The 23,701-nt window shown below is 58.5% G+C and carries 15 protein-coding genes; all 15 read left to right on the top strand.

The annotated features are described in order from the left end of the window. Positions 1 to 100 precede the first annotated feature (100 nt). The 15 genes from HMPREF2879_RS04070 to rpoB all read left to right on the top strand — a co-directional run bounded on the left by HMPREF2879_RS04070 (position 101) and on the right by rpoB (position 23,615). Positions 101 to 901 carry an ABC transporter permease gene (locus tag HMPREF2879_RS04070; RefSeq protein WP_239662370.1) on the top strand — a complete coding sequence of 267 codons (801 nt, stop codon included), beginning with the start codon at positions 101 to 103 and terminating at the stop codon, positions 899 to 901. 124 nt (positions 902 to 1,025) lie between these two features. Then, positions 1,026 to 2,405, top strand: coding sequence for a molybdopterin molybdotransferase MoeA (locus tag HMPREF2879_RS04065; RefSeq protein ID WP_044150194.1), 1,380 nt, complete (start codon positions 1,026 to 1,028; stop codon positions 2,403 to 2,405). A 108-nt stretch (positions 2,406 to 2,513) separates the two neighbouring features. Then, the gene (gene moaC, locus HMPREF2879_RS04060; RefSeq protein WP_049353351.1) at positions 2,514 to 3,014 is read left to right on the top strand and encodes a cyclic pyranopterin monophosphate synthase MoaC; all 501 of its coding nucleotides are present in this window, start codon (positions 2,514 to 2,516) and stop codon (positions 3,012 to 3,014) included. Positions 3,015 to 3,066: 52 nt separating this feature from the next. Beyond that, positions 3,067 to 3,585, top strand: coding sequence for a MogA/MoaB family molybdenum cofactor biosynthesis protein (locus tag HMPREF2879_RS04055; RefSeq protein WP_005508377.1), 519 nt, complete (start codon positions 3,067 to 3,069; stop codon positions 3,583 to 3,585). Continuing rightward, on the top strand, positions 3,575 to 4,081 hold the full coding sequence (locus HMPREF2879_RS04050) for a molybdenum cofactor biosynthesis protein MoaE (RefSeq protein ID WP_049353350.1): 507 nt from the start codon (positions 3,575 to 3,577) through the stop codon (positions 4,079 to 4,081). Before HMPREF2879_RS04055 ends, HMPREF2879_RS04050 begins: the two co-directional genes overlap by 11 nt. A gap of 120 nt (positions 4,082 to 4,201) precedes the next feature. Further along, the gene (locus HMPREF2879_RS04045; protein WP_070634869.1) at positions 4,202 to 5,395 is read left to right on the top strand and encodes a ThiF family adenylyltransferase; all 1,194 of its coding nucleotides are present in this window, start codon (positions 4,202 to 4,204) and stop codon (positions 5,393 to 5,395) included. Between the two features lie 78 nt (positions 5,396 to 5,473). Next, positions 5,474 to 9,193, top strand: a complete 3,720-nt coding sequence (locus HMPREF2879_RS04040; RefSeq protein ID WP_070634868.1) for a nitrate reductase subunit alpha — start codon at positions 5,474 to 5,476, stop codon at positions 9,191 to 9,193. Then, positions 9,193 to 10,806, top strand: coding sequence for a nitrate reductase subunit beta (gene narH / locus HMPREF2879_RS04035; protein WP_005504921.1), 1,614 nt, complete (start codon positions 9,193 to 9,195; stop codon positions 10,804 to 10,806). Before HMPREF2879_RS04040 ends, narH begins: the two co-directional genes overlap by 1 nt. 3 nt (positions 10,807 to 10,809) lie before the next feature. Further along, positions 10,810 to 11,550, top strand: a complete 741-nt coding sequence (gene narJ / locus HMPREF2879_RS04030) for a nitrate reductase molybdenum cofactor assembly chaperone (protein WP_070634867.1) — start codon at positions 10,810 to 10,812, stop codon at positions 11,548 to 11,550. 26 nt (positions 11,551 to 11,576) lie between these two features. After that, entirely contained in the window at positions 11,577 to 12,410 is an 834-nt protein-coding gene (narI, locus tag HMPREF2879_RS04025; RefSeq protein ID WP_049347293.1) for a respiratory nitrate reductase subunit gamma, read from the top strand. A gap of 30 nt (positions 12,411 to 12,440) precedes the next feature. After that, the gene (locus tag HMPREF2879_RS04020) at positions 12,441 to 13,661 is read left to right on the top strand and encodes an MFS transporter (protein ID WP_049347292.1); all 1,221 of its coding nucleotides are present in this window, start codon (positions 12,441 to 12,443) and stop codon (positions 13,659 to 13,661) included. 286 nt (positions 13,662 to 13,947) lie between these two features. Next, positions 13,948 to 16,788: an aminomethyl-transferring glycine dehydrogenase gene (gcvP, locus tag HMPREF2879_RS04015; protein ID WP_049356342.1), complete on the top strand. Its 2,841-nt coding sequence runs from the start codon at positions 13,948 to 13,950 to the stop codon at positions 16,786 to 16,788. 172 nt (positions 16,789 to 16,960) lie between these two features. Next, positions 16,961 to 18,079: a glycine cleavage system aminomethyltransferase GcvT gene (gene gcvT, locus HMPREF2879_RS04010; RefSeq protein ID WP_070634866.1), complete on the top strand. Its 1,119-nt coding sequence runs from the start codon at positions 16,961 to 16,963 to the stop codon at positions 18,077 to 18,079. A gap of 275 nt (positions 18,080 to 18,354) precedes the next feature. Beyond that, on the top strand, positions 18,355 to 19,851 hold the full coding sequence (locus HMPREF2879_RS04005) for an L-serine ammonia-lyase (protein WP_053087935.1): 1,497 nt from the start codon (positions 18,355 to 18,357) through the stop codon (positions 19,849 to 19,851). A gap of 257 nt (positions 19,852 to 20,108) precedes the next feature. Next, a complete protein-coding gene (rpoB, locus tag HMPREF2879_RS04000; RefSeq protein WP_070634865.1) occupies positions 20,109 to 23,615 on the top strand; it encodes a DNA-directed RNA polymerase subunit beta in 3,507 nt (1,168 codons plus the stop codon). Positions 23,616 to 23,701: the final 86 nt, after the last annotated feature.

Below are 23,701 nucleotides of genomic sequence, written 5' to 3'. Positions count from 1 at the left end.
GTAGGGAACAACCCGCGTCTCATCACCCATGACAGACACTACCGCTACCCATCGCAACGCCGGAACCTCACGCACACCCGGAAGCAGGCTCTTCGCCTCCGTGCCCGTGCTCTTCCTGGTTCCGGCGTCGCTGGGTGTTTTCCTCATCGCCGGGCCGCTCCTCGGGCTCTTCCTCAATATCCCCTGGAACCAGCTCGGCAGCATCTTCACCCCGCAGGTGCTCGGGGCGGCAAACCTCTCCCTCAGTACTGCCGCCGCCTCCACCCTCATCTGCGGGCTTCTCGGTGCACCCCTGGCGCTCGTGCTCTCCAAAGTGCTCAACCGCTCGCGGCTGCACCGATTCGGGTCAGTTCTCTACGCCATCATCTACACCCCGGTGATTCTCTCGCCGGTTGTTTCCGGCCTCGGGCTGCTCTTCTTCTGGGGACGCAAGGGAATGATCGGCACCTACCTCTACCAGGCAGGAATCTCCATCCCCTTCACCCCCAACGCGGTGATTATCGCCCAGGTCTTCGTCGCCCTACCCTTCTTCGTTGCCACCGCAGTCACCACCCTGCAGGCTATTCCCCGCGAATACGAAGAAATCGCCCTCGTCGAAGGCGCTAAACCCGCAGAAATCACCTTCAAAGTGCTCCTGCCCCTCGCCGCGCCCGGCCTCGCCACCGCCTTCCTTCTCTCCTTCGCCCGAGCGCTTGGTGAATACGGCGCAACCGTCACCTTCGCCGGCAACGTCCAAGGAAAAACCCAAACCATACCCCTCGCCATCGACCTAGCCATCAACAGCAGCGACATCCCCAGCGCCCTCGGAAGCGCCCTGATACTCATCAGCCTCTACTTAGGAATCTTCGGGGTCCTCGGCCTGATCCGTGCCCTCAAAAAACTACGCGAAAGCACCCGATAAGCCGCTTCGTCACTTGCCCCACATACCGGCCGGCACATACCGGTCCTTAGGCGAAACTGCATTTACCAGCCCACAAAAACACACCTACACTAGTCATAACCGCCGCCGCACGATTGGAACCGCCATGATTGCCCCCGAATTCAACGGAACCCCCAGCACCGAGGAATACCGCGCCTACCTGGCGCTACTGCTGCGCGAAGTCTTCATCGGCACCGCAGAAACGGTTCCCCTCTACCACGCGGCAGGACGCATCCTCGCCCAAGACGTCACCGCACGCATGGACGTACCCAGCTTCGACAACTCCCAAATGGACGGCTACGCCCTCACCGCCGAAGCCGCAGAACGCGAAGACCGCATCTTCACCGTCGGACGCGAAATCCCCGCTGGCCGCCCCCTCCAACGTTCCCGCTCCTCTGACGACCTGACCTACCCCATCATGACCGGCGCGCCCATGCCTAAGGGCTACGACGCCGTCATCCCCGTCGAACAGTCTGAACGCATCGAATATCCCGACCTACCCGAGTCCTTCGGCCGCCCCAGCGAAAAGGTCAAACTCGCCCCCGGCAAGCCCGGACAATTCGTGCGCCGCCGCGGCGAAGACGTCGTCACCGGCCAGGTCCTCGCACGCGCCGGTGAACGCATCACCCCCGCCATGCTTGGTGCGCTCGCATCCCAGGGCTACGCACGCCTGACCGTTGCGGCTGGTCCTCGCGTGCTCGTGTGCACCGGCGGCGACGAGATCCTCTCCGGCGTTGAAGAAGATGGAAGCGCCACCACTCAGGAACTTGGCCAGGGCCAGATTTTTGACGCCAACGGACCCATGCTCACCGCCATGCTCCGCGAAGACGGAGCGGAGGTGCGCCGCATCGCTATCGGTGACGACCCGGTAGAGCTGGTGCACCGCCTCGTAGCAGAGTACGAGAGCTTCAAACCGGACATCATCATCACCTCGGGTGGTATTAGCCACGGCAAATACGAGGTGGTCCGTAACGCCATCGCCAAGGCACACGAAGCCGATATTCTGGTGCCCGTCTCCTGGTTTGGCCACGTCAGCCAGCAGCCCGGCGGCCCCCAGGGCGTGAACCTGCTCGACTTCAAGGGCCACCGCGTGCCCATGATCTCCTTCCCCGGAAACCCAGTGAGCACGCTCATCTCGTACGCGCTGATTCTGCGCCCCTACCTGCGTGCTGGCGGTCCCTACGGTGTGCCCTACGCGGTCGCCTCCGAACAAGCGACCTTGAATAACGCACCGCGAGGCGTGCTCGTCACCGAAACCCCGCTCACCGCACCGGCGGCCAAACGCCAGTTCCTGCGCGGCACCCTCGCCATGGTCGAGGTGGAACCCGGAACCTACCGGGTGGAGCTCTACCCGGACGTCCTCTCAGGCTCGCACCTGCTGCACCGCGCCGCCCAGGCGGACGTGCTCATCGAGCTGGCGCCCGGAACCACCTACACCGGGGGAGAGGCAGTGCCCTACCACCGCATTCGCCTCACCGATAACTAAGCGAAACACACCCGCGTTCTTCCTTGCGTGAACGACAAGGAATAATTGAGACTCATACTAAGTAACGATTCGCGGCAGAAGAATACCGCGCTGAAGCCAGGAGAAACGATGACCTCTACCTCGCAGCCCAACCAGGAACTGACCCACGTGCGCGCCGACGGCTCGGCGCACATGGTGGACGTTACGGAGAAGTCGGTCACCACCCGCACCGCTCTGGCTGAGGCGACCGTGCGCACCCGCGAAGATGTTATCGCCATGATTTTTGACGCTGACCTGCCCAAGGGTGACGCGCTTCCGGTTGCACGTGTTGCCGGCATCATGGGCGCTAAGCGCACCCCGGAAATCATTCCCCTCTGTCACCCGCTGCCCCTGGGCAAAATCACGGTGGACTTTGAGCGCGGCACTGATTTCGTGCGTATTGAGGCTTCCGTGAAGACCCGCGGCGTCACCGGCGTAGAGATGGAGGCGCTCACCGCCGTCTCCTCGGCAGCGCTGACCGTTTTCGACATGATTAAGGCAGTCGATAAGCACGCCGTCATCACCGATATCCGTGTTCTGGAGAAGAGCGGCGGCAAGTCCGGCGACTGGTCCGTCCGCGATAACTCCTAAGCTACGGCGGCACACCCCCTCGTCACCTGATAGATACAGAAAAGGAATTCCAATGAGTAGCGAAGACTACACCATGCCGGAGAACCTCACCGGCCTGGTCATTGTCGCCTCCACCCGCGCAGCCCGCGGCGTGTACGAGGATAAGTCCGGTCCCATCGCCGTGGAGTGGTTGCGCTCGCGCGGCTTTGACACCCCGGACGCCGTGGTCATTGAAGATCGCGATATTGTCGAGTACTTCAACACCCTGGTGGCCGAGGGCAAGAAGAACGGTAACCTGCCGACGTTCATCCTGACCAGCGGCGGTACCGGTCTGAACTCTGATGACCAGACCGTGGAGGCGGTTCGCCCTCACCTGGATAAGGAAGTTCCCGGCATTATGCATGCCTTCTGGATGAACGGTTTGAAGAACGTTCCTGCGGCGGTGCTTTCACGCGGCGTGGCGGGCGTCATTGACCGTACCTTCGTGATGACCCTGCCCGGTTCGCGCGGTGGCGTGAAGGACGGCGTGGCGACCCTCGACCCGCTTGTTGAGCACATTTGCCGTCAGATGGAGGACTACCATGACCACTAAGCCGCAGAAGGAAGAATCCCTGGACCACTCGGGCGCGCACGGTGCTGAGCCGAGCGGCTCGACCGTGGTGTTCACCGATATTACGGAGGCGCCCCTCGAGCCGCTGTACGCGGCGGCTAAGGCTGAGGTCATGACCGACGCTATGGGTGCCCTGGTAATTTTCGACGGCATTGTGCGCAACCACGATCACGGTAGTGCGGTACGCGGGCTGTCCTATAGCGAGCATCCGCAGGCTCGTGAGTATATTGCCGAGGTTGCCGCTGAGGTTGCCGCCGAGCTGGATGGCGTGCGTCTGTGGGCTGTGCACCGCGTGGGTCCGATTGCTATTGGCGAGTCGGCTCTGACCGTGATGGCGGCGGCTGCTCACCGTGGTCGCGCGTTTGATGCCTGCGAGCTGGTGGCTGACCGGGTGAAGGCTCGCGTGCCGATTTGGAAGGAACAGGAACTGCTCGATGGAAGCATCGAGTGGGTTGGCGTGGATACTTCGTCCGTCTAGCCTTCTGAATATTCTGAATATAAGCCTGTCAGGGGGATTTCTCTCGGGCAGGCTTATTCTCCTTGAAGCTTGGACCCCTAAAATTCAAACCATCTCTACTATTTGATGCGAGGAACCCCTATGTCTTCTCACACCTCTCGTAGCGCGAGCGAGCTCTCTGCCGCTGAGCGTGCGTTCTACTCTCGTCAGCTGATTCTGCCCGAAATGGGGTACGAAGCTCAGCTGGCACTCAAGCGTGCGCGAGTGGTGGTGCTTGGCGCTGGCGGTTTGGGTGCTCCCGCGCTGCTGTACCTGGCGGGTGCCGGGGTCGGTCAGATTGTGGTGGTTGATGATGACGTCGTGGATGCTTCGAATCTGCACCGCCAGGTGATTCATACGCACGCCAGGGTGGGTAATTCTAAGGCTGACTCTGCCGCTGAGTCTTTGCGCTCGCTGAATCCTTTTATTGAGGTTGTGCCGGTGCGTGAGCGTTTAACGGAGGCGAATGTTGATGATTTGCTGTCTGGCGCTGATTTGGTGCTGGATGGTAGCGATAATTTTGAGTCGCGTTATATGGTGTCGGCGGCGGCGGCGCGTGCTGGGATTGCGCATGTGTGGGCTGCGATTCTTGGCTTTGATGCGCAGTTGAGTGTGTTTTGGGCGGGACACGGTCCGGTGTATGAGGATTTGTACCCTCATGCTCCTGCTGCCGGTAGTGTGCCTTCGTGTAGTACTGCTGGCGTGGTGGGTGCTATGGCTGGCGTGGTGGGTGCTGCGATGGCCATGGAGGCAGTGAAGCTGCTGACCGGGGTGGGGGAGCCGCTCATGGGTGAGGTTGGCCTATATTCGGCATTAAGCGGAAGGTGGGAATATATACCTCTTGTAGCTAGCGTGCAAGCTGTACCTAAGAAAAGCGCTGTTTTGCCCCAAGAAACGAGTCATAAGCCCAAAAATCATGTAACAATTCGTAATATTTCTCAGGATTTTACAAGCTCTTCTGCTGACTCGAAACCCCGCTCGATGAGCGCTCAGGACCTTAAAAAGATGTCATCGGGTGAAAATATTGCCCTTTTGGATGTCCGTGAGCAGGTGGAGTTCAATGCCTTTGCGATTGACGGTGCCATTAACCTGCCCCTCACTGAATTGCTTGAAGCGGCTCGAAATGACTCTCTCAAAGCCCTGATTGAGCGTAAAATCCCCGCAAATGCCCAGAAAATCGTTATTTACTGCACCGGATACACCCGAACGGTTGAGGCGGCTCGTGAAATAGCGCCCCTGGAGGAGCGTTCTGTGTACATGCTTGAGGGTGGAATTTCCGCCTGGCTTACGGTCTAAAGCACCCTTATTTCGTATGAATTAGGCAAGGTTTTTATCTCGTATTTTCCATGCCAAATTTCCGATATATTGGGCAGTATGGAACAAGCATCACAGATTAAGGGCCCGGACGGCCCCCTTACCGATCAGCTGATTAAGTTCGGTAAGTTCTTCTCCCGCTGGGATGAGACTGAAGACGGCCGCGCCGTCTTCCGTGAAGGCGGCCGTGAAGGTGACGCCTTCTACCGCGACCGTTGGAGCCACGATAAGGAAGTTCGCTCTACCCACGGCGTGAACTGCACCGGCTCCTGCTCCTGGAAGGTGTATGTCAAGGATGGCATTATCACCTGGGAAGCACAGGAAACCGATTACCCCTCGGTTGGTCCCGACCGCCCCGAGTACGAGCCCCGCGGCTGCCCCCGCGGTGCAGCATTCTCGTGGTACACCTACTCTCCCACTCGCGTTAAGTACCCCTACGTTCGCGGTCTCCTGCTGGAGATGTACCGCGAAGCGAAGGCAATCCACAACGATCCCGTGGACGCCTTCCACTCCATCGTGTCCGACCCCGCCAAGCGTGCACGCTACGTTAACGCACGTGGTAAGGGTGGTCTGGTGCGCTCGACCTGGGCTGAGGCTCTCGAGCTGATGGCTGCTGCTCACGTGCACACCATTAAGTACTACGGTCCCGACCGCAACACCGGCTTCACCCCGATTCCGGCAATGTCCATGGTCTCCTTCAGCGCGGGTGTTCGCTACATCCAACTGATGGGTGGCGTGATGACCAGCTTCTACGACTGGTACGCCGACCTCCCCGTGGCTTCCCCGCAGGTCTTCGGTGACCAGACTGACGTTCCCGAGTCCGGTGACTGGTGGGACGCTGCATACCTCATCATGTGGGGTGCAAACGTTCCGCTGACCCGTACCCCGGATGCCCACTGGGTCTCCGAGGTCCGCTACCGCGGTACCAAGGTTGTCACCGTGAGCCCCGACTACGCCGACAACACCAAGTTCGCTGACGAGTGGCTGCCCGCACAGGCAGGTACCGACGCAGCGCTGGCAATGGCTATGGGCCACGTCATCCTTAAGGAGAACTACGTCGACCAGCGTGTCGAGTTCTTCGAGGACTTCTCCCTGACCTACACCGACCTTCCCTTCCTGGTCACCCTGGAAACCCGTGAAGACGGCATTAAGGTTCCCTCCAAGTTCCTGACTGCAGCTAAGCTCGCTGGCGAGGCTGAGCAGCCGAACGCTGACTTCAAGCCCGTCCTGATGGACCGCGAGACCGGCGAGGTCTTCGTGCCCAACGGCACCATGGGTCACCGTTACGCTCAGGAAGACCAGGGCAAGTGGAACCTGGACCTGCAGGGTCGTAAGCCGATTCTGTCGATTCGCGACCTGCCTCAGGGCCAGACTGCAGCTGCAGAGATCAAGATGCCGACCTTCGACAACCCGAAGGGCCACGGCGACGTCATTACCCGCGGCGTGCCCGTAACCTACGTTGATGGTCACGAAGTTACTACCGTCTTCGATATCATGCTGGCACAGTACGGTGTGGGTCGTGAGGGTCTGCCCGGTACCTGGGCTAAGGACTACGAGGACTGGAACGTTCAGAACACCCCGGCATGGCAGGAGCAGATTACTTCTGTCCCCGCCGAGGCTGTTATTCGCGTTGCCCGCGAGTTCGCCAAGAGCGCCCTGGATTCCGGCGGCCGCTCCATGGTCATCTTCGGTGCAGGTATCTGCCAGTGGTACCACGCTGACACCACCTACCGCGCTATCCTCGCTCTGCTGAACCTGACCGGTTGCCAGGGTCGCAACGGTGGCGGTTGGGCTCACTACGTGGGCCAGGAGAAGGCACGTCCGCTGACCGGTCTGACCAACATTGCGAACGCTCTGGACTGGAGCCGCCCGCCGCGTCACATGATCGGTACCGGCTTCTGGTACATGCACACTGACCAGTTCCGTCAGGACGCATACTCCACCGACTACCTGCAGTCCCCGCTGGCTAAGGGCGAGCTGCGCGACGTTCACACTGCTGACGTTGTGGCACGTTCTACCCGTATGGGCTGGATGCCGTTCTACCCGCAGTTCCCCGAGAACTCGCTGGATCTGGCAGACAAGGCAGAGCAGGCAGTGGCACGCGGCGAGGCTTCCTCGAACGCGGACTACATTGCACAGCGCCTGAACTCCGGTGACCTGGAGTTCTCCGTTGAGGACGTTGACAACCCCGTCAACTGGCCTCGTACCCTGACCCTGTGGCGTTCGAACCTGTTCGGTTCCTCCGCTAAGGGTGAGAGCTACTTCCTGAAGCACCTGGTCGGTAGCATGGACAACGTCCAGGGCTCCGACTCGGAGAAGCTGCCGAACGAAGTGAAGTGGGTTGAGGACGCGCCTCAGGGCAAGCTGGATCTGCTGGTCACCTCGGACTTCCGTATGACCTCCACGACCCTGCTGTCTGACATCGTTCTGCCGACTGCTACCTGGTACGAGAAGCACGATATCTCCTCGACCGATATGCACCCGTTCCTGCACGCGTTCTCCCCGGCAATTGACCCGCCGTGGGAGGCAAAGACCGACCACGAGACCTTCAAGGCACTGGCGTTTGAGTTCAGCCGCCTGGCTAAGAAGCACCTCGGCGTCCGTAAGGACATCGTTTCGGTCCCGCTGTTGCACGACACCCCCGGCCAGATTGCTCAGCCCGGCGGTCACGCACCCGACTGGAAGAACACCCCCGGTATGGTGGGCGTACCCGGCAAGAACATGCCGAACTTCGTCACCGTCGAGCGCGACTACGGCGCACTGTACGACATGTACACCACCGTTGGCCCGCTGTTCGATAAGCTCGGTGCAACCACCAAGTTCATCACTTACGACCTGAAGGACGAAGTCGCGAAGATGGCTAAGGAATTCGGCGTGATGGACTCCGGTAAGGGCGCAGGCCGTCCGGCACTGGATACCGACGTGAAGATTTCTGAAGCAATCCTCATGATTTCCGGTACCTCCAACGGTGAGGTCGCTGTCAAGGGCTTCAAGGAGCTTGAGAAGCAGACCGGTCTGCACCTGATGGACCTGGCAGAAGGTAACGAGGAACGTCGTATCACCTTCCCTATGACCCAGGCCGCACCGCAGCCCGTGATGACCTCCCCCGAGTGGTCCGGTTCGGAGACCGGTGGTCGCCGTTACGCTCCGTTCACCGTCAACATCGAGAAGAAGAAGCCGTTCCACACCCTGACCGGCCGTATGCACTTCTTCCTCGACCACGACTGGATGCACGAAATGGGCGAGGCTCTGCCGATTTACCGTCCGCCGCTGGATATGACCGGCCTGTACAACGAGCCTGAGCTCGGTACTACCGATGGTGTTTCGGTTGCTGTTCGCTACCTGACCCCGCACAACAAGTGGGCAATTCACTCGCAGTACTTCGATAACCACTACATGCTGAGCATGTTCCGTGGCGGTCCGACTGCATGGATGAGCCCGCAGGACGCTGAGAAGATTGGCGTCAAGGATGGCGAGTGGATTGAGTGTGTGAACACCAATGGTGTCTTCGTCGGCCGTGCGGTTGTTTCGCACCGTATGCCCGAGGGCGTTTGCTACGTCTACCACGCTCAGGAGCGTATGGTTAGCCCGAAGTCTGAAGTCACCGGTAAGCGCGGTGGTATTCACAACTCGGTGACCCGTATTCTTCTGAAGCCCACCCACATGATTGGTGGCTACGCTCACCAGGCGTTCGCCTTCAACTATCTTGGACCGACCGGTAACCAGCGAGACATCGTCTCGTACATCCGTCGCCGTAAGTCCCAGGAGGTAACTTTCTAATGCGCGTTATGGCACAAGTTGCTATGGTGATGGCGCTCGATAAGTGCATCGGCTGCCACACCTGCTCCGTGACCTGTAAGCAGGCATGGACGAACCGAGCCGGTACCGAGTACGTCTGGTTCAACAACGTTGAGACTCGTCCCGGCCAGGGTTACCCCCGCCGTTACGAGGATCAGGAGAAGTGGAAGGGCGGCTGGGTGCTGAACAAGCGCGGTCGTCTGGAGCTCAAGAGCGGTAACCGCTTCCAGAAGCTCTTCACGATCTTTGCTTCCCCGATTCAGCCCGAGCTGAACGACTACTACGAGCCCTGGACCTACGATTACCAGAACCTGACCAGTGCTCCTCTGGGTGATGACTTCCCGGCTGCTAAGCCGGTCTCCCTCATCACCGGTGAGGACACCAAGGTCGAGTGGGGTATGAACTGGGACGACAACCTGGCTGGTGCGACCGAGTACGGTCACCTGGACCCGCTGGTTGAGAAGGTTCGCAAGAAGGCTGAGGACAAGATTAAGTTCGAGTTCGAGCAGACCTTCATGTTCTACCTGCCTCGTATTTGTGAGCACTGCTTGAACCCCTCCTGCATGGCTTCTTGCCCCTCCGGCGCTATCTACAAGCGCGCTGAGGACGGTATCGTTCTGGTTGACCAGGACCGTTGCCGCGGTTGGCGTCAGTGCATCACCGGTTGCCCCTACAAGAAGGTGTACTTCAACCACAAGACGGGTAAGGCTGAGAAGTGTACCTTCTGCTACCCCCGTATTGAGGCTGGTATTCCGACCGTGTGTGCTGAGACCTGTGTTGGTCGTATGCGCTACATCGGTATCTTCCTCTACGATGCAGACCGCGTGACTGAGGCTGCTTCGGTTGAGGATGAGAAGGACCTCTACGAGGCTCAGCTGTCGCTGATGCTTGATCCTTCGGATCCGGCTGTGATTGAGCAGGCTCGTAAGAACGACATCCCCGATGCGTGGATTACTGCAGCTCAGAAGTCGCCCGTATACAAGCTGGCGAAGGAGTGGAAGGTGGCTCTGCCCCTGCACCCCGAGTACCGCACCATGCCGATGGTTTGGTACGTGCCGCCGCTGTCTCCGATTGTTGACCTGCTCAAGGAACAGGGCCACGATGCAGAGAACAGCAACAACCTGTTCGGCGCTATTGAGTCTCTCCGTATTCCGGTTGAGTACCTGGCTGAGTTGTTCACCGCTGGTGACACTGAGGTTGTTACTAACGTTCTGCGCCGCCTGGCTGCGATGCGTTCGTACATGCGTGACATCAACCTCGGTGGCGAAGGCAACGAGGAGATTGCTCAGGCAGTTGGCATGACTGGTCAGCAGGTGTACGAGATGTACCGCCTGATGGCTATCGCTAAGTACAACGAGCGTTACGTCATTCCGAAGGCTCACATGGAAGACGCCCACAACCTTGAGGAAATGGGCTGCTCCCTGAGCGTGGATGGCGGACCCGGCATGTACGGCGATGCGTTCAACGACATGGAGGGTCGCCCGACCCCCGTGTCTACCGGTGTCTACGAGGCTAACAACAAGGTCAGCTTGTTCAGCTGGGATGGTTCTTCCCGTCCTGACGGCCTCTTCCCGAATACCACCGGAAAGAAGTAATAAGTGGCTGGATTCTTTTCCAAGCTCATGGGCAAGGCCGGTTCCGAGGCTACTGTCTCGGAGCCGGCTCAGCCGGAGAACCCGTTTGATATCGATTACGGTCCCGGCGAGGATAAGGACTCGGTGATTTACCAGGTGAGCGGTATGCTCCTGGGCTACCCCGATGAGGAGACTCTGAAGGTTCTGCCTGAACTGGTGGAGATTACCGCTTCCACCCAGGATGAGGCTTTCATTGCTGCCGTTGATGCGGTTCAACAGTGGCTGACTTCTAAGGACCTGGAGGATGTGCAGTCCGAGTACGTGCAGGAGTACGACCTTTCGCGTCGTCATTCTCTGCATCTGTCCTACTGGACCGATGGCGATACCCGCCGCCGTGGTGAGACTCTTCTGCGTTTTAAGCAGATGTACCGCGACTCCGGTATGTTGACCGTTTTGAATGGTGAGCTTCCGGACTACCTGCCGCTGGTGCTGGAGTTCTGTGCGTTGGTGGATCGCCGTAAGGGCCGTTCCGCTTTGCAGGCGTACCGTCCGTCCCTTGAGCTTCTTCGTCTGTCCATGAAGGACGGAAATCTGCCCCACTACGGGTTGTTGCAGAGCATCTGCGATACCCTTCCTGGCGTCTCTCCGGAGACTCAGGAGGAGGTCCAGAAGATGGCTGGCTACGGCCCTCCCGTCGAGACTGTTGGCCTGAATGGCTACGCTGATCATCAGCTGCTCCAGCAGGCTTCGGCTCGTTCTAACTAGTTTTATCCCTTGTGAGGAGACAACACGTGTACGTACTTGCTTCTGAGAACGCAGGACATGCTGCACAGGCTGTAGCCGATCCGGGTATTGTTGACATCCTGCTGTGGGGCGTTCTGCCCTATGTTGCACTGGTCATTCTGATTGGTGGCACCATCTGGCGTTACCGTACTGACCAGTTCGGATGGACTACCCGCTCGTCCCAGGTCTATGAATCGAAGCTGTTGCGCATCGCTTCGCCCCTGTTCCATTACGGTCTTGCGGCCGTTTTCCTTGGCCACGTTGGTGGTCTGGTGGTGCCTAAGGCATTCACCGACCTGGTCGTTTCGGATGACACTTACCACATTGTGGCGCTGGTCGGCGGTTCTGTTGCTGCGGTCGCAACCATTGTTGGTATGTTCGTTCTGATTGGTCGCCGTGTTTCGAACTCTCGTGTGCGTTCGGCTACCACTCGTAATGACGTTTTCATGTATGTCGTTTTGGTTCTGGTGATTCTCGCCGGTACTGCGGCTACTCTGATTTCGGCAGTGAACCCCTCGGGCGGTTTGCCTCCGGTGAATGGTCACGAGGTTCACTTCAACTACCGTGAGACCATTTCTGTGTGGTTCCGTTCGCTGTTCTACTTCCACCCTGAGGTAGCTTTGATGGTGAATATTCCCGTGGCTTTCAAGATTCACATCGTGGTGGCTATGGTTCTGTTCATCATTTGGCCCTTTACCCGCCTGGTGCACGCACTGACTGTGCCCCTGCACTACCTCTTCCGCCCCTACACCGTGTACCGCTCTCGTGGCGGCCAGCGTGTTGGTGCACGTCGAGGTTGGGATCCGGTAGGTACTCTCCCGCGTGAGCGCGCCGACCGCTAATACACATATCCATATTGCAAAAGAGGAAATATGAGCACCCCTGTTGCACCGAGCTACGACCTGAAGAATGGTCAGCTCCGTAACGTTCTGCTGGCAACGTTCATCTCGACCATTGGTTTCTGGGCATGGACCATCGTTGGCCCGCTGGCGAAGATGTACGCAAAGCAGATGCACCTGGACGCTGGTATGACCAGCCTTCTGGTTGCTATGCCGATTTTCATCGGCGCTATCGGCCGTATTCCCGTTGGTGGTCTGACTGACCGCTACGGTGGTCGTATTATGTTCACCGCTGTTCTGGCGATTAGCGCACCCCTGGTCTTCCTGGTTGGTGTTGCTGGTCAGATGAACTCGCTGCCCATGCTGCTTGTTGTGGCGTTCTTCCTGGGTATTGCGGGTACCGTGTTCGCTGTGGGTATTCCCTTCAGTTCCGCATGGTATGACGCTTCCAAGAAGGGTTTTGCGACCGGTGTGTTCGGTGCCGGCATGGTGGGTACTGCAATTTCTGCATTCGCTACCCCCCGCCTGGTGCAGGGTATTGGTTACTTCCAGACTCACGTTCTGATTGCTGTTATCTGTGCTGTAACCGCTGCTATCTCTTTCTTCTTCTTGAAGGATTCTCCGGCAACCATCGGCCGTGAGGTTACTCCGCTGATGCCGAAGATTGTTCAGGCATTCAAGGTGAAGACCACTTGGCAGCTGTGCTTCCTCTACGCTGTTGTGTTCGGTGCGTTCGTGGCATTCTCGAACTACCTGCCCACTTACCTGAGCAACATCTACAACTTCAACGCTAACGACGCTGGTATGCGTGCGGCTGGCTTCGCGGCTGCTGCCGTGATTGCTCGTCCCTTCGGTGGTGTGCTGGCTGATAAGTTCGGTCCGAAGATTATCACCCTCATCTCCCTGGGTGGTGTGGTGATCCTGGCAGTTATTACCGCGTTCCAGCCTGATGCTGAGCACGTGTATGGTGCTGTTTTCATCCTGATGGCTGCTCTTCTGGGTCTGGGCCACGGCTCGGTCTTCGGCTGGGTGGCTCGTGCGGCTGATCCGAAGAACGTTGGTGCGGTGTCCGGTGTGGTTGCTGCTGCTGGCGCTCTGGGTGGTTTCTTCCCGCCGCTGGTGATGGGTGCAACCTACAACCAGGCTGAGAACAACTACTTCATCGGTCTGATGCTGCTGGCCGTGACCGCGTTCCTCGCCTTCCTGTCGGCATTCCTCGTGCCGCACGGTGGCAAGCCTAACCACGCTAAGTAGGGTCTTCTAGTACATCCTTCTGCAGGGTGTATATGAAGTTTGCTTTGACTGAGTCCGGCTCGTTTTCTCTTCGGAGGGAACGAGCCGGACTTTGTGCTTTTCTGCTGTTTTGTCCTCTAACAGGGGTGGGCTTTGGCGGGGCAGAAGAGTTTGATGTTTGGGCATGTCGAATGTTGGTAAAGCTGGCGAAACTTTGTGGAGATGTGGGACACTTTAAAGTGTTCGACTCGTCGCAATAGCGCGACGTGACCCCTCTACGGTTTGCGCCGACCAATAGGAGAATCCTATGTCCTTTATTGATCGTCATCTCGGCCCCCGTTCCGCAGACGCAGAGCAGATGCTCGAAACCCTGGGATACTCTTCCCTGGATGCGCTGATGGACGCTGTCGTCCCCTCCCAGATTCGCCTTGACGGCGAATTGCAGCTGCCTGCTCCGCTGTCGGAGCATGAGGCTCAGGCAAAGATTGCCGGCTACGCTGCGAAGAATAAGGTTCTCGCCCAGATGATTGGTGCCGGATACTATGACGCTGTAACTCCCGCGGTTCTGCGCCGTAACATTCTGGAAAACCCCGGTTTCTACACTTCTTACACCCCGTACCAGGCTGAGATTTCTCAGGGCCGCCTGGAGGCTCTGCTGAACTTCCAGAACACCGTGATGGAGCTGACCGGCCTGGAGATTGCAAACTCCTCCCTGCTGGATGAGGCGTCCGCAGTGGCTGAAGCAGCTGTCATGATGCACCGTGCAAACCGCAAGGTGAAGAACGGCTTCTTCGCTATTGACTCCCGTTGCCTGCCTCAGGTTATTTCGGTGACTCGTGGACGTGCAGAGATGCTCGGCATTCCTTTCGTGATTACTGATTTCTCTGAGGGTCTGCCCGAGGGTGACCTGTACGGTGTCATCCTGGCGTACCCCGGCAATGAAGGCGATATCCGCGATATTGAGCCGTTGATTAAGGCTGCTAAGGAGCGTAACGCTCTGGTTACCGTTGCTGCTGACCTGCTGGCTCTGACCCTGCTGAAGTCCCCTGGTGAGCTGGGCGCTGATATCGCTGTGGGTAATACTCAGCGTTTCGGTCTGCCTTTCTTCTTCGGTGGCCCCCACGCTGCGTACATGGCTGTTCACAAGGGTATGGAGCGTACCATGCCTGGCCGTCTGGTGGGTGTTTCTAAGGACTCTGCCGGTAAGCCTGCTTACCGTCTGGCTCTGCAGACTCGTGAGCAGCACATCCGCCGTGAGAAGGCTACTTCCAATATTTGTACTGCTCAGGCTCTGCTGGCGATTGTTGCTGGCGCTTACGCGATGTACCACGGTCCTGAGGGCCTGCGCGCTATCGCGAACCGCCTGCACACCAACGCCGCTCGTGTTGCTACCGCGCTGAAGGCTGCGGGCTACGGTATCGCCCACGATACTTTCTTCGACACCGTTGTGGTGGAGGCTGCTGGCCGTGCTGACGAGCTGGTTGCGAAGGCTCTGGAAGCTGGCGTGAACATCCGCCGCTTCGACGAGAACCGTGTTGGTATTTCCGTGGGTGAGTCTCATGGTGAGGAGCTGCTCAAGGGCCTGGTTGAGGCTCTGGGCGGCACCCTGGGTGAGGCAGATGCACAGTACGATCTGCCCGCTGAGCTGCTGCGTACCGATGAGTACATGCAGCACCCGATTTTCCACAAGTACCGCTCCGAGACCGAGATGATGCGCTACCTGCGTCACCTCGCTGATAAGGACCTGGCACTTGACCGCACCATGATTCCGCTGGGTTCGTGCACCATGAAGCTGAACGCGGCCGCTGAGATGGAGCCCATCTCCTGGCCTGAGTTCGCGAACATCCACCCGCTGGTCCCGGAGGACCAGGCAGAGGGCTGGCACGAGCTGATTAAGGATTTGAGCGAGTGGCTGGTTGCTATTACCGGTTACGATGCTATCTCGCTGCAGCCGAACTCGGGTGCGACCGGTGAGTACGCTGGTCTGCGCGCTATCCGTTCCTTCCATGAGGCTAACGGTGACCACGAGCGCGATACCGTCCTGATTCCGCTGTCTGCTCACGGCACCAACGCGGCATCTGCTGCTCTGGCTGGTCTGAAGGTTGCCGGTGTGGCAACTGCGGCTGACGGTTCGATTGATGTTGACGACCTGAAGGCAAAGATTGAGAAGTACGGCCCCAAGGTTGCCGGCATCATGATTACCTACCCTTCCACTCACGGTGTGTTTGAGGAGCAGGTTGCTGAGGTTTGCCAGCTGGTTCACGAGGCTGGCGGCCAGGTGTACCTGGATGGCGCGAACCTGAACGCTCAGATGGGCTTCGCTCAGCCCGGTAAGTTCGGCGGCGACGTTTCGCACCTGAACCTGCACAAGACCTTCTCCATTCCTCACGGTGGTGGCGGCCCCGGTGTTGGCCCGCTGGCTGTTCGTGAGCACCTGGCGAAGTTCCTGCCCGGCGACGCATACCGCGCTGATGCTGAAGGTAAGCTCCCCAACGATGCTGCACTGCCGATTTCTCAGGCGTTCTTCGGTTCTGCCGGTGTTCTGCCGATTAGCTGGATGTACATTGCGATGACTGGTGCTCAGGGTCTGAAGGACTCTTCGCAGTACGCGGTGCTGAACGCTAACTACATTGCGAAGAAGCTCAACGACAAGTACCCGGTGCTGTACACCGGCCCCGGCGGTCTGGTCGCTCACGAGTGCATCCTGGACCTGCGTCAGCTGACCGATCAGTCTCACGTGACTGCTGAGGACGTCTGCAAGCGTCTGATGGACTTCGGCTTCCACGCTCCGACTCTGGCGTTCCCGGTTCCGGGCACCCTGATGGTTGAGCCGACTGAGTCTGAGTCGAAGGAAGAGCTGGACCGCTTCATTGAGGCAATGGAGACCATCTACGACGAGATTATCGAGGTGGCTGAGGGCAAGGTCGCTGTGGATGATTCGGTTCTGCGCAACGCACCGCACACCGTTGATGTGGTGAGCGCTGATGAGTGGGATCGCCCCTACAGCCGTACTCAGGCAGCTTTCCCTGTCCCGAGCCTGCGCGCTAACAAGTACTTCACCTCGGTGGGTCGTATTGATGGCGCTGGCGGTGACCGTAACTTCGTGTGCGAATGCCCCCCGATGGAGGCTTTCGACCTGGAAGCATAAGGAGCCTGTAACGCTCCTGGGTAGGCTGTAGCGGTCTACCTGCCTCACCCGTCCTCAGGTTTCTGGGGGCGGGTGGGGGTCGCCTCCGCAGCGTATCTCGTGTCTGTGGGGGTGAACTAAATCTACGACGATTGAACGATAACAGCACAAGGCTGTGCGTGAGGAGAACCTAATGTCCCCCAAGAAGACCTCCCTGTACCCGGTTCACGAGAAGCTGGGCGCTTCTTTCACCGACTTTGGTGGCTGGGATATGCCCCTGAAGTATGCTAACGACGTTGCTGAGCACGAGGCTGTCCGTACTCGTGCCGGTATTTTCGACCTGTCTCACATGGGTGAGTTCCGTGTGACCGGCCCGGATGCGGGTGCGTTCCTGGATTACGCTCTGGTGTCGAACATGTCCGTTCTGAAGGTTGGTAAGGCGAAGTACTCGATCCTGGTCAACGATAAGGGCGGCGTGATTGACGACCTGATTACTTACCGTCTGGGCGATGAGGAATTCATGGTCGTTCCGAACGCTTCGAACATTGACACTGACTTCGCGGCGATGAGCGAGCGCCTGGGCGATTTTAACGTTGAGTTTGTGAATGAGTCGGATCAGACTTCTCTGGTGGCTGTTCAGGGTCCTCGTGCTGAGGAGATTCTGCTGGCTGCTGGTGTTTCTGATGAGGAGGCTGTCCGCGAGCTGAAGTACTACGCTTCGGTGCCGCTGACTGTTGCCGGTGTTGATGTTCTGCTGGCTCGTACCGGTTACACCGGTGAGGACGGCTTCGAGCTGTTCGTTCCGAATGAGAACGCTGTTGAGCTGTGGGATAAGCTGGCTGCTGCTGGTGAGCCTTTCGGTATGATTCCTGCCGGCCTGGCCTCTCGTGACTCCCTGCGTCTTGAGGCTGGTATGCCGCTGTACGGTCATGAGCTGGGTCTTGAGATTACTCCGTTTGAGTCCGGTCTGGGCCGTCTGGTCGAGATTGCTCTGGAGAAGAAGGCGGCTGACTTCGTTGGTCGTGAGGCTCTGACTGAGCTGGCTAAGAGCGAGTCGAAGCGCATCCTGGTTGGTTTGAAGGCTCAGGCGAAGCGTCCTGCTCGTGCCGGTTCTAAGCTGGTGGATGCTGAGGGCAATGAGATTGGTGAGGTTACCTCCGGTATTCCTTCCCCGACTCTGGGCTTCCCGATTGCTATGGCGCTGGTGAACCGTGAATTCTCTGAGGTTGGTTCTACTGTGGATGTTGATATCCGCGGTAAGCGTGCTCCGTTTGATGTTGTGGCTCTGCCGTTCTACAAGCGTGAGAAGTAAGAGTTTTTCTGCAGGTAATCTGTAGGGTAGAGGCGTCGTGTCCTGTGTGGGCACGGCGCCTTTTCTGCGCCGTGAGGTGGGCATTGAACGGTGGGGGAGAGCGCGAGGTGTTCTGAGCCTTAGTTTGTGCTGGTTCTGAAGTGCGTTAGGATTAGAGCGGCCAGTCAAGGGTGATTGTCCGCACTTATAGACCGCAGATTGATGTGTGGTTCCTCCGTTGAGGGGCGCGTATCTTTTGGTGCGGTGCACAGACATTTTTATTTGAAGGACAGAACGTGGCTATTAACCAGAGCGCGCCCAGTAGCGTGCAGAAGAAGGCAGAGGCTCTGCCGTATGACATCAGTGTTTTTGAGATGTTCAGCATTGGCGTGGGTCCTTCGAGCTCGCATACGGTCGGTCCGATGCGTGCTTCGAATCGTTTTGTGGCGGAGCTGATTGATGAGGGCCTGCTGAATCGTGTGACGGGTGTGCACGTGGATCTTTATGGTTCGTTGGCGGCTACGGGTGCCGGTCACGGCACGATGAGCGCGGCGTTGAAGGGTCTGTGCGGTTTTGTGCCTGAGACGATCAATATTGCTGATTCTGAGGCGATGATTGAGCGCAATAGCGTGGATGGTACTTTGCCGCTTGCTGGTTATCCGTCCTCTGCGTACGGTGTGACTGCGCCCGGTGGTGAGGAGCAGAAGGTGTACGGCCCGGTGGTGAATTACCGTGAGCTGGATATGACTCTGCGTCCATTGACGGTTCTTCCGCGCCATACGAACGGTATGAAGATTGCGGCGTTTGCGGGTGAGCAGCTGCTGTTGGAGCGCACTTACTATTCGATTGGTGGTGGATTCATTGTTGAGGGTGATGAGGAGGCGACCGGCGGTGCGTCACTGATGAACCCTCCGTATCCGTTTGGTTCGGCTACTGAGCTGCTGGAGATGGCGAATGAGTCTGGTCTGTCGATTGCGCAGTTGAAGATGACGAATGAATGTTCTCTGCGTTCGGAGCAGGAGGTCCGTGATGGCATCTTGCATATCTACCGTGTGATGAAGGAGTGCATTGGCTCTTCTCTGGCGCGTGTGGGTTATTTGCCGGGGCCTCTGAAGGTGCGTTGCCGTGCGGGTGCGTGGCATCGTGATTTGATGGTGGAGGATCCTTCGAAGTCTCCTGAGTTCGCTATTGACTGGGTGAACCTGATTGCTTTGGCGGTCAATGAGGAGAACGCTTTTGGTGGTCGTGTGGTGACTGCTCCGACGAATGGTGCTGCGGGTATTATTCCTGCGGTGCTGCATTACGCGATGAATTACACGCAGGGTATCCGCCATTGCGGTCAGGCTGCTCGTGATCAGGCGGTTGTTGATTTCTTCTTGGCGTCTGCTGCTGTGGGTGTGCTGTATAAGAAGCGCGCGTCGATTTCTGGTGCTGAGGTGGGTTGCCAGGGTGAGGTGGGCAGTGCCTCCTCGATGGCTGCTGCTGGTTTGGCGCAGGTGATGGGTGGTACTCCCGAGCAGGTCGAGAATGCGGCTGAGATTGCGATGGAACACAACCTGGGTCTGACGTGTGACCCGGTGGGTGGTTTGGTGCAGATTCCGTGTATTGAGCGTAATGCGATGGCTGCGTCGAATGCTGTGACGGCGGCTCGTATGGCGTTGCGTGGTGATGGTACGCACCGTGTGTCGTTGGATCAGGTGATTGAGACGATGCGTCAGACCGGTTTGGATATGTCTCACCGTTATAAGGAGACGTCCATGGGTGGTTTGGCTGTGAATGTGGTGGAATGCTAGGTGCACGCTGCGGCAGGTTTGCACTCCTGATGAGGGTGTGGTAGACAGAAGGGCTTTCTTCCTGTATCGTTAGTATTTACGCTTTCCCTAACCTTTGTGCCTTCATATAGCGGTGGGCACGGGCTGAAGGTGACGTTTTTCCGTCCGACTCTATAGCTTCGAGCACCGTTTTATTCGGGGGCTGAGGTTGTCGTGTCGCCGGTAATGTCGCCGGGAGGCTGATTGCTAACAGACATGTCTGTGGAAGGATCCCCATTTTGGTCGCTTCGAGCACCTCTAACCATGACGCCGCTAACGGCGCAGAGAACGTCTCGCGCCGAATTTCATTCGCGAAGATTAACGAACCGCTGAAGGTTCCCAACCTGCTTGCTATCCAGACCGATAGCTTCGACCGCCTCGTTGGTAACGAGCGCTGGGCGGAGCGTCTGGAGAAGGCGCAGGCTGCTGGTGACACTTCTGTCCCCGCTCAGTCCGGTCTGGCTGAGATTTTTGAAGAAATCTCCCCGATTCGTGACTTCCAGGAGACTATGCAGCTCTCCTTCTCTGAGCCTGAGTTTGCTGACCCCAAGTACTCTGTTGAGGAGTGCAAGGACCGTGACGCAACCTACTCGGCTCCGCTGTACATTAAGGCTGAATTCATGAACCTCGCTACCGGCGAGGTCAAGCAGCAGACCCTGTTCATGGGTGACTTCCCCCTGATGACCGAGGCCGGTACCTTCGTTATTAACGGTACTGAGCGTGTGGTCGTTTCTCAGCTGGTGCGTTCCCCCGGTGCTTACTTCGAGAAGGCTCCGGACCGTACCTCCGATAAGGACATTTACTCTGCCCGCGTGATTCCTTCCCGCGGTGCATGGTTCGAGCTTGAGATTGATAAGCGCGACCAGGTTGGCGTGCGTCTGGACCGCAAGCGTAAGCAGTCCGTGACTGTTCTGCTGAAGGCTCTGGGCTGGACCGAGTCCAAGATCCTGGCTGAGTTCGGTCAGTACGACTCCATCCGCGCAACCCTGGAGAAGGACTCCGTCAAGGACCGCGACGAGGCTCTGCTGGACATCTACCGCAAGCTGCGTCCGGGTGAACCCCCGACGGTTGAAGCTGCCCAGGCTCTGCTGGACAACATGTACTTCACCCCGCGTCGCTACGACCTGGCGAAGGTTGGCCGTTACAAGCTGAACCGTAAGCTCGGTGTGGACGTTCCCATGGATTCTCCCGAGGCTTCCGTTCTGAGCCAGGACGACATCGCTCAGATGATTCGTTACCTCTGCGCTCTGCACGCAGGCGAGACCAGCATCCCCGGCGTCCGTGACGGCGAGGAGATCTCCCTCAAGATTGATATCGACGACATCGACCACTTCGGTAACCGTCGTATCCGCACCGTGGGCGAGCTGATTGAGAACCAGATCCGTACCGGTCTGTCCCGTATGGAGCGCGTGGTTCGCGAGCGCATGACCACCCAGGACGTGGACGCTATCACCCCGCAGTCCCTGGTGAACATCCGCCCCGTCGTGGCGGCTATCAAGGAGTTTTTCGGTACTTCTCAGCTGTCGCAGTTCATGGACCAGAACAACCCGCTGGCAGGTCTGACCCACAAGCGTCGTCTGTCCGCACTGGGCCCGGGCGGTCTGTCCCGTGACCGTGCAGGCATGGAAGTTCGAGACGTCCACCCCTCGCACTACGGTCGTATGTGCCCCATTGAAACCCCTGAAGGCCCGAACATTGGTCTGATTGGTTCGCTGGCAACCTACGGTCGCATCAACTCCTTCGGTTTCATTGAGACCCCCTACCGCGTGGTGACTGATGGCCGCGTGACCGATGAGGTCCGCTACCTGACTGCTGACGACGAGAAGTCTGTTGTTATCGCACAGGCAAACGCACCGCTGAACGCTGACCGCACCTTCGCTGAGAACGAGGTTCTCTGCCGTGCGGGCGATGGTTCTGGCGAAGCTGTTCTGGTTGCTCCCGGCGCCGTTCAGTACATGGACGTCTCCCCGCGCCAGATGGTGTCTGTGGCTACCGCCCTGATTCCTTACCTGGAGCACGACGACGCTAACCGAGCACTGATGGGTGCTAACATGCAGCGTCAGGCTGTGCCCCTGCTGGAGTCTGAGGCTCCCGTGGTCGGTACCGGTATGGAGAAGTACGCAGCACTGGACTCCGGTGACTCTGTGCTCGCGAAGAAGCCCGGTGTGGTTTCCTCCGTGGACGCTAAGACCGTTATCGTCCGTAACGACGACGGCTCTGTCTCCACCTACCCGATCATGAAGTTCTCCCGTTCGAACCCGGGTAACTGCTACAACCAGCGCGTTGTGGTGAAGGAAGGCCAGCGCGTCGAATACCGCGACGTTATCGCTGACGGCCCCTCCACCGACGGCGGCGAGCTGGCACTGGGTAAGAACCTGCTCGTGGCATACATGCCGTGGGAAGGTCTGAACTACGAGGATGCGATTATCCTCTCCCAGCGTATGGTTTCTGAGGACGTGCTGACCTCGATTCACATTGAGGAGCACGAGATTGACGCCCGCGACACCAAGCTGGGCCCCGAGGAGATTACCCGCGACATTCCGAACGTGTCCGAGGATGTTCTCTCGGCTCTGGACGAGCGCGGCATCATCCACATCGGTGCTGAGGTTGAGGCTGGCGACATCCTCGTCGGTAAGGTCACCCCCAAGGGCGAGACCGAGCTGACCCCCGAGGAGCGCCTGCTGCGCGCAATCTTCGGCGAGAAGTCTCGCGAGGTTCGCGACACCTCCCTGAAGGTTCCTCACGGCGAGTCCGGTACCGTCATCGGTATCCGCATCTTCGACCGCGAGAGCAACGATGAGGACGATCTGCCCCCGGGCGTGAACCAGCTGGTCCGCGTGTACGTGGCTCAGAAGCGTAAGATTACCGACGGCGACAAGCTTGCAGGCCGCCACGGTAACAAGGGTGTTATTTCCAAGATTCTGCCGATTGAGGATATGCCCTTCCTGGAAGACGGTACCCCCGTGGATGTCATCCTGAACCCGCTGGGCGTGCCCGGTCGTATGAACATTGGTCAGGTTCTGGAAGTCCACACCGGTTGGCTGGCTAAGCAGGGTTGGAAGATTGAGGGCGAGCCCGAATGGCTCAAGCACATGCCGAACTTCCCGAAGGAATCCGGCCCGACCCGCCTGGCAACCCCGGTGTTCGACGGTGCCCACGAGGACGAACTGTTCGACCTCATGGATCACTCGAACCCGAACCGCGATGGCGACCGTCTGATCAACCGTTCCGGTAAGGCACGTCTGATTGACGGCCGTTCCGGTGAGCCGTTCCCGGACCCGATTTCGGTTGGTTACCAGTACATCCTGAAGCTGCACCACCTGGTGGATGACAAGATTCACGCTCGTTCCACCGGTCCGTACTCGATGATTACCCAGCAGCCCCTGGGTGGTAAGGCGCAGTTCGGTGGTCAGCGCTTCGGTGAGATGGAAGTGTGGGCGCTGGAGGCATACGGCGCCGCATACACCCTGCAGGAAATCCTGACCGTCAAGTCCGATGACGTGGCGGGCCGTGTGAAGGTTTACGAGGCTATCGTGAAGGGCGAGAACATCCCTGAGCCGGGTATCCCCGAATCCTTCAAGGTTCTTATCAAGGAAATGCAGTCTCTGTGCCTGAACGTCGAGGTGCTCTCCACCGACGGCAAGATTATTGAGATGAGCGACTCGGAGGAAGAAGGCTTCCGGGCAGCAGAAGATATGGGCGTGAGCCTGACCCACGACGAGCCTAGCTCCGTCGACGAGGCATAAGCACCGCCTCCTTCTAGGGTGGGGAACCCCGCATGCGCTCGCGTGCGTTGTGGGGTTCCCGCCCGCTAACCCAAGTCTTCAGAAAC

Origin of the sequence: Rothia sp. HMSC069C04 (assembly GCF_001812895.1) — a bacterium.
GTDB lineage: Bacteria > Actinomycetota > Actinomycetes > Actinomycetales > Micrococcaceae > Rothia.
This window is presented reverse-complemented; position numbering and strand designations above follow the sequence as displayed.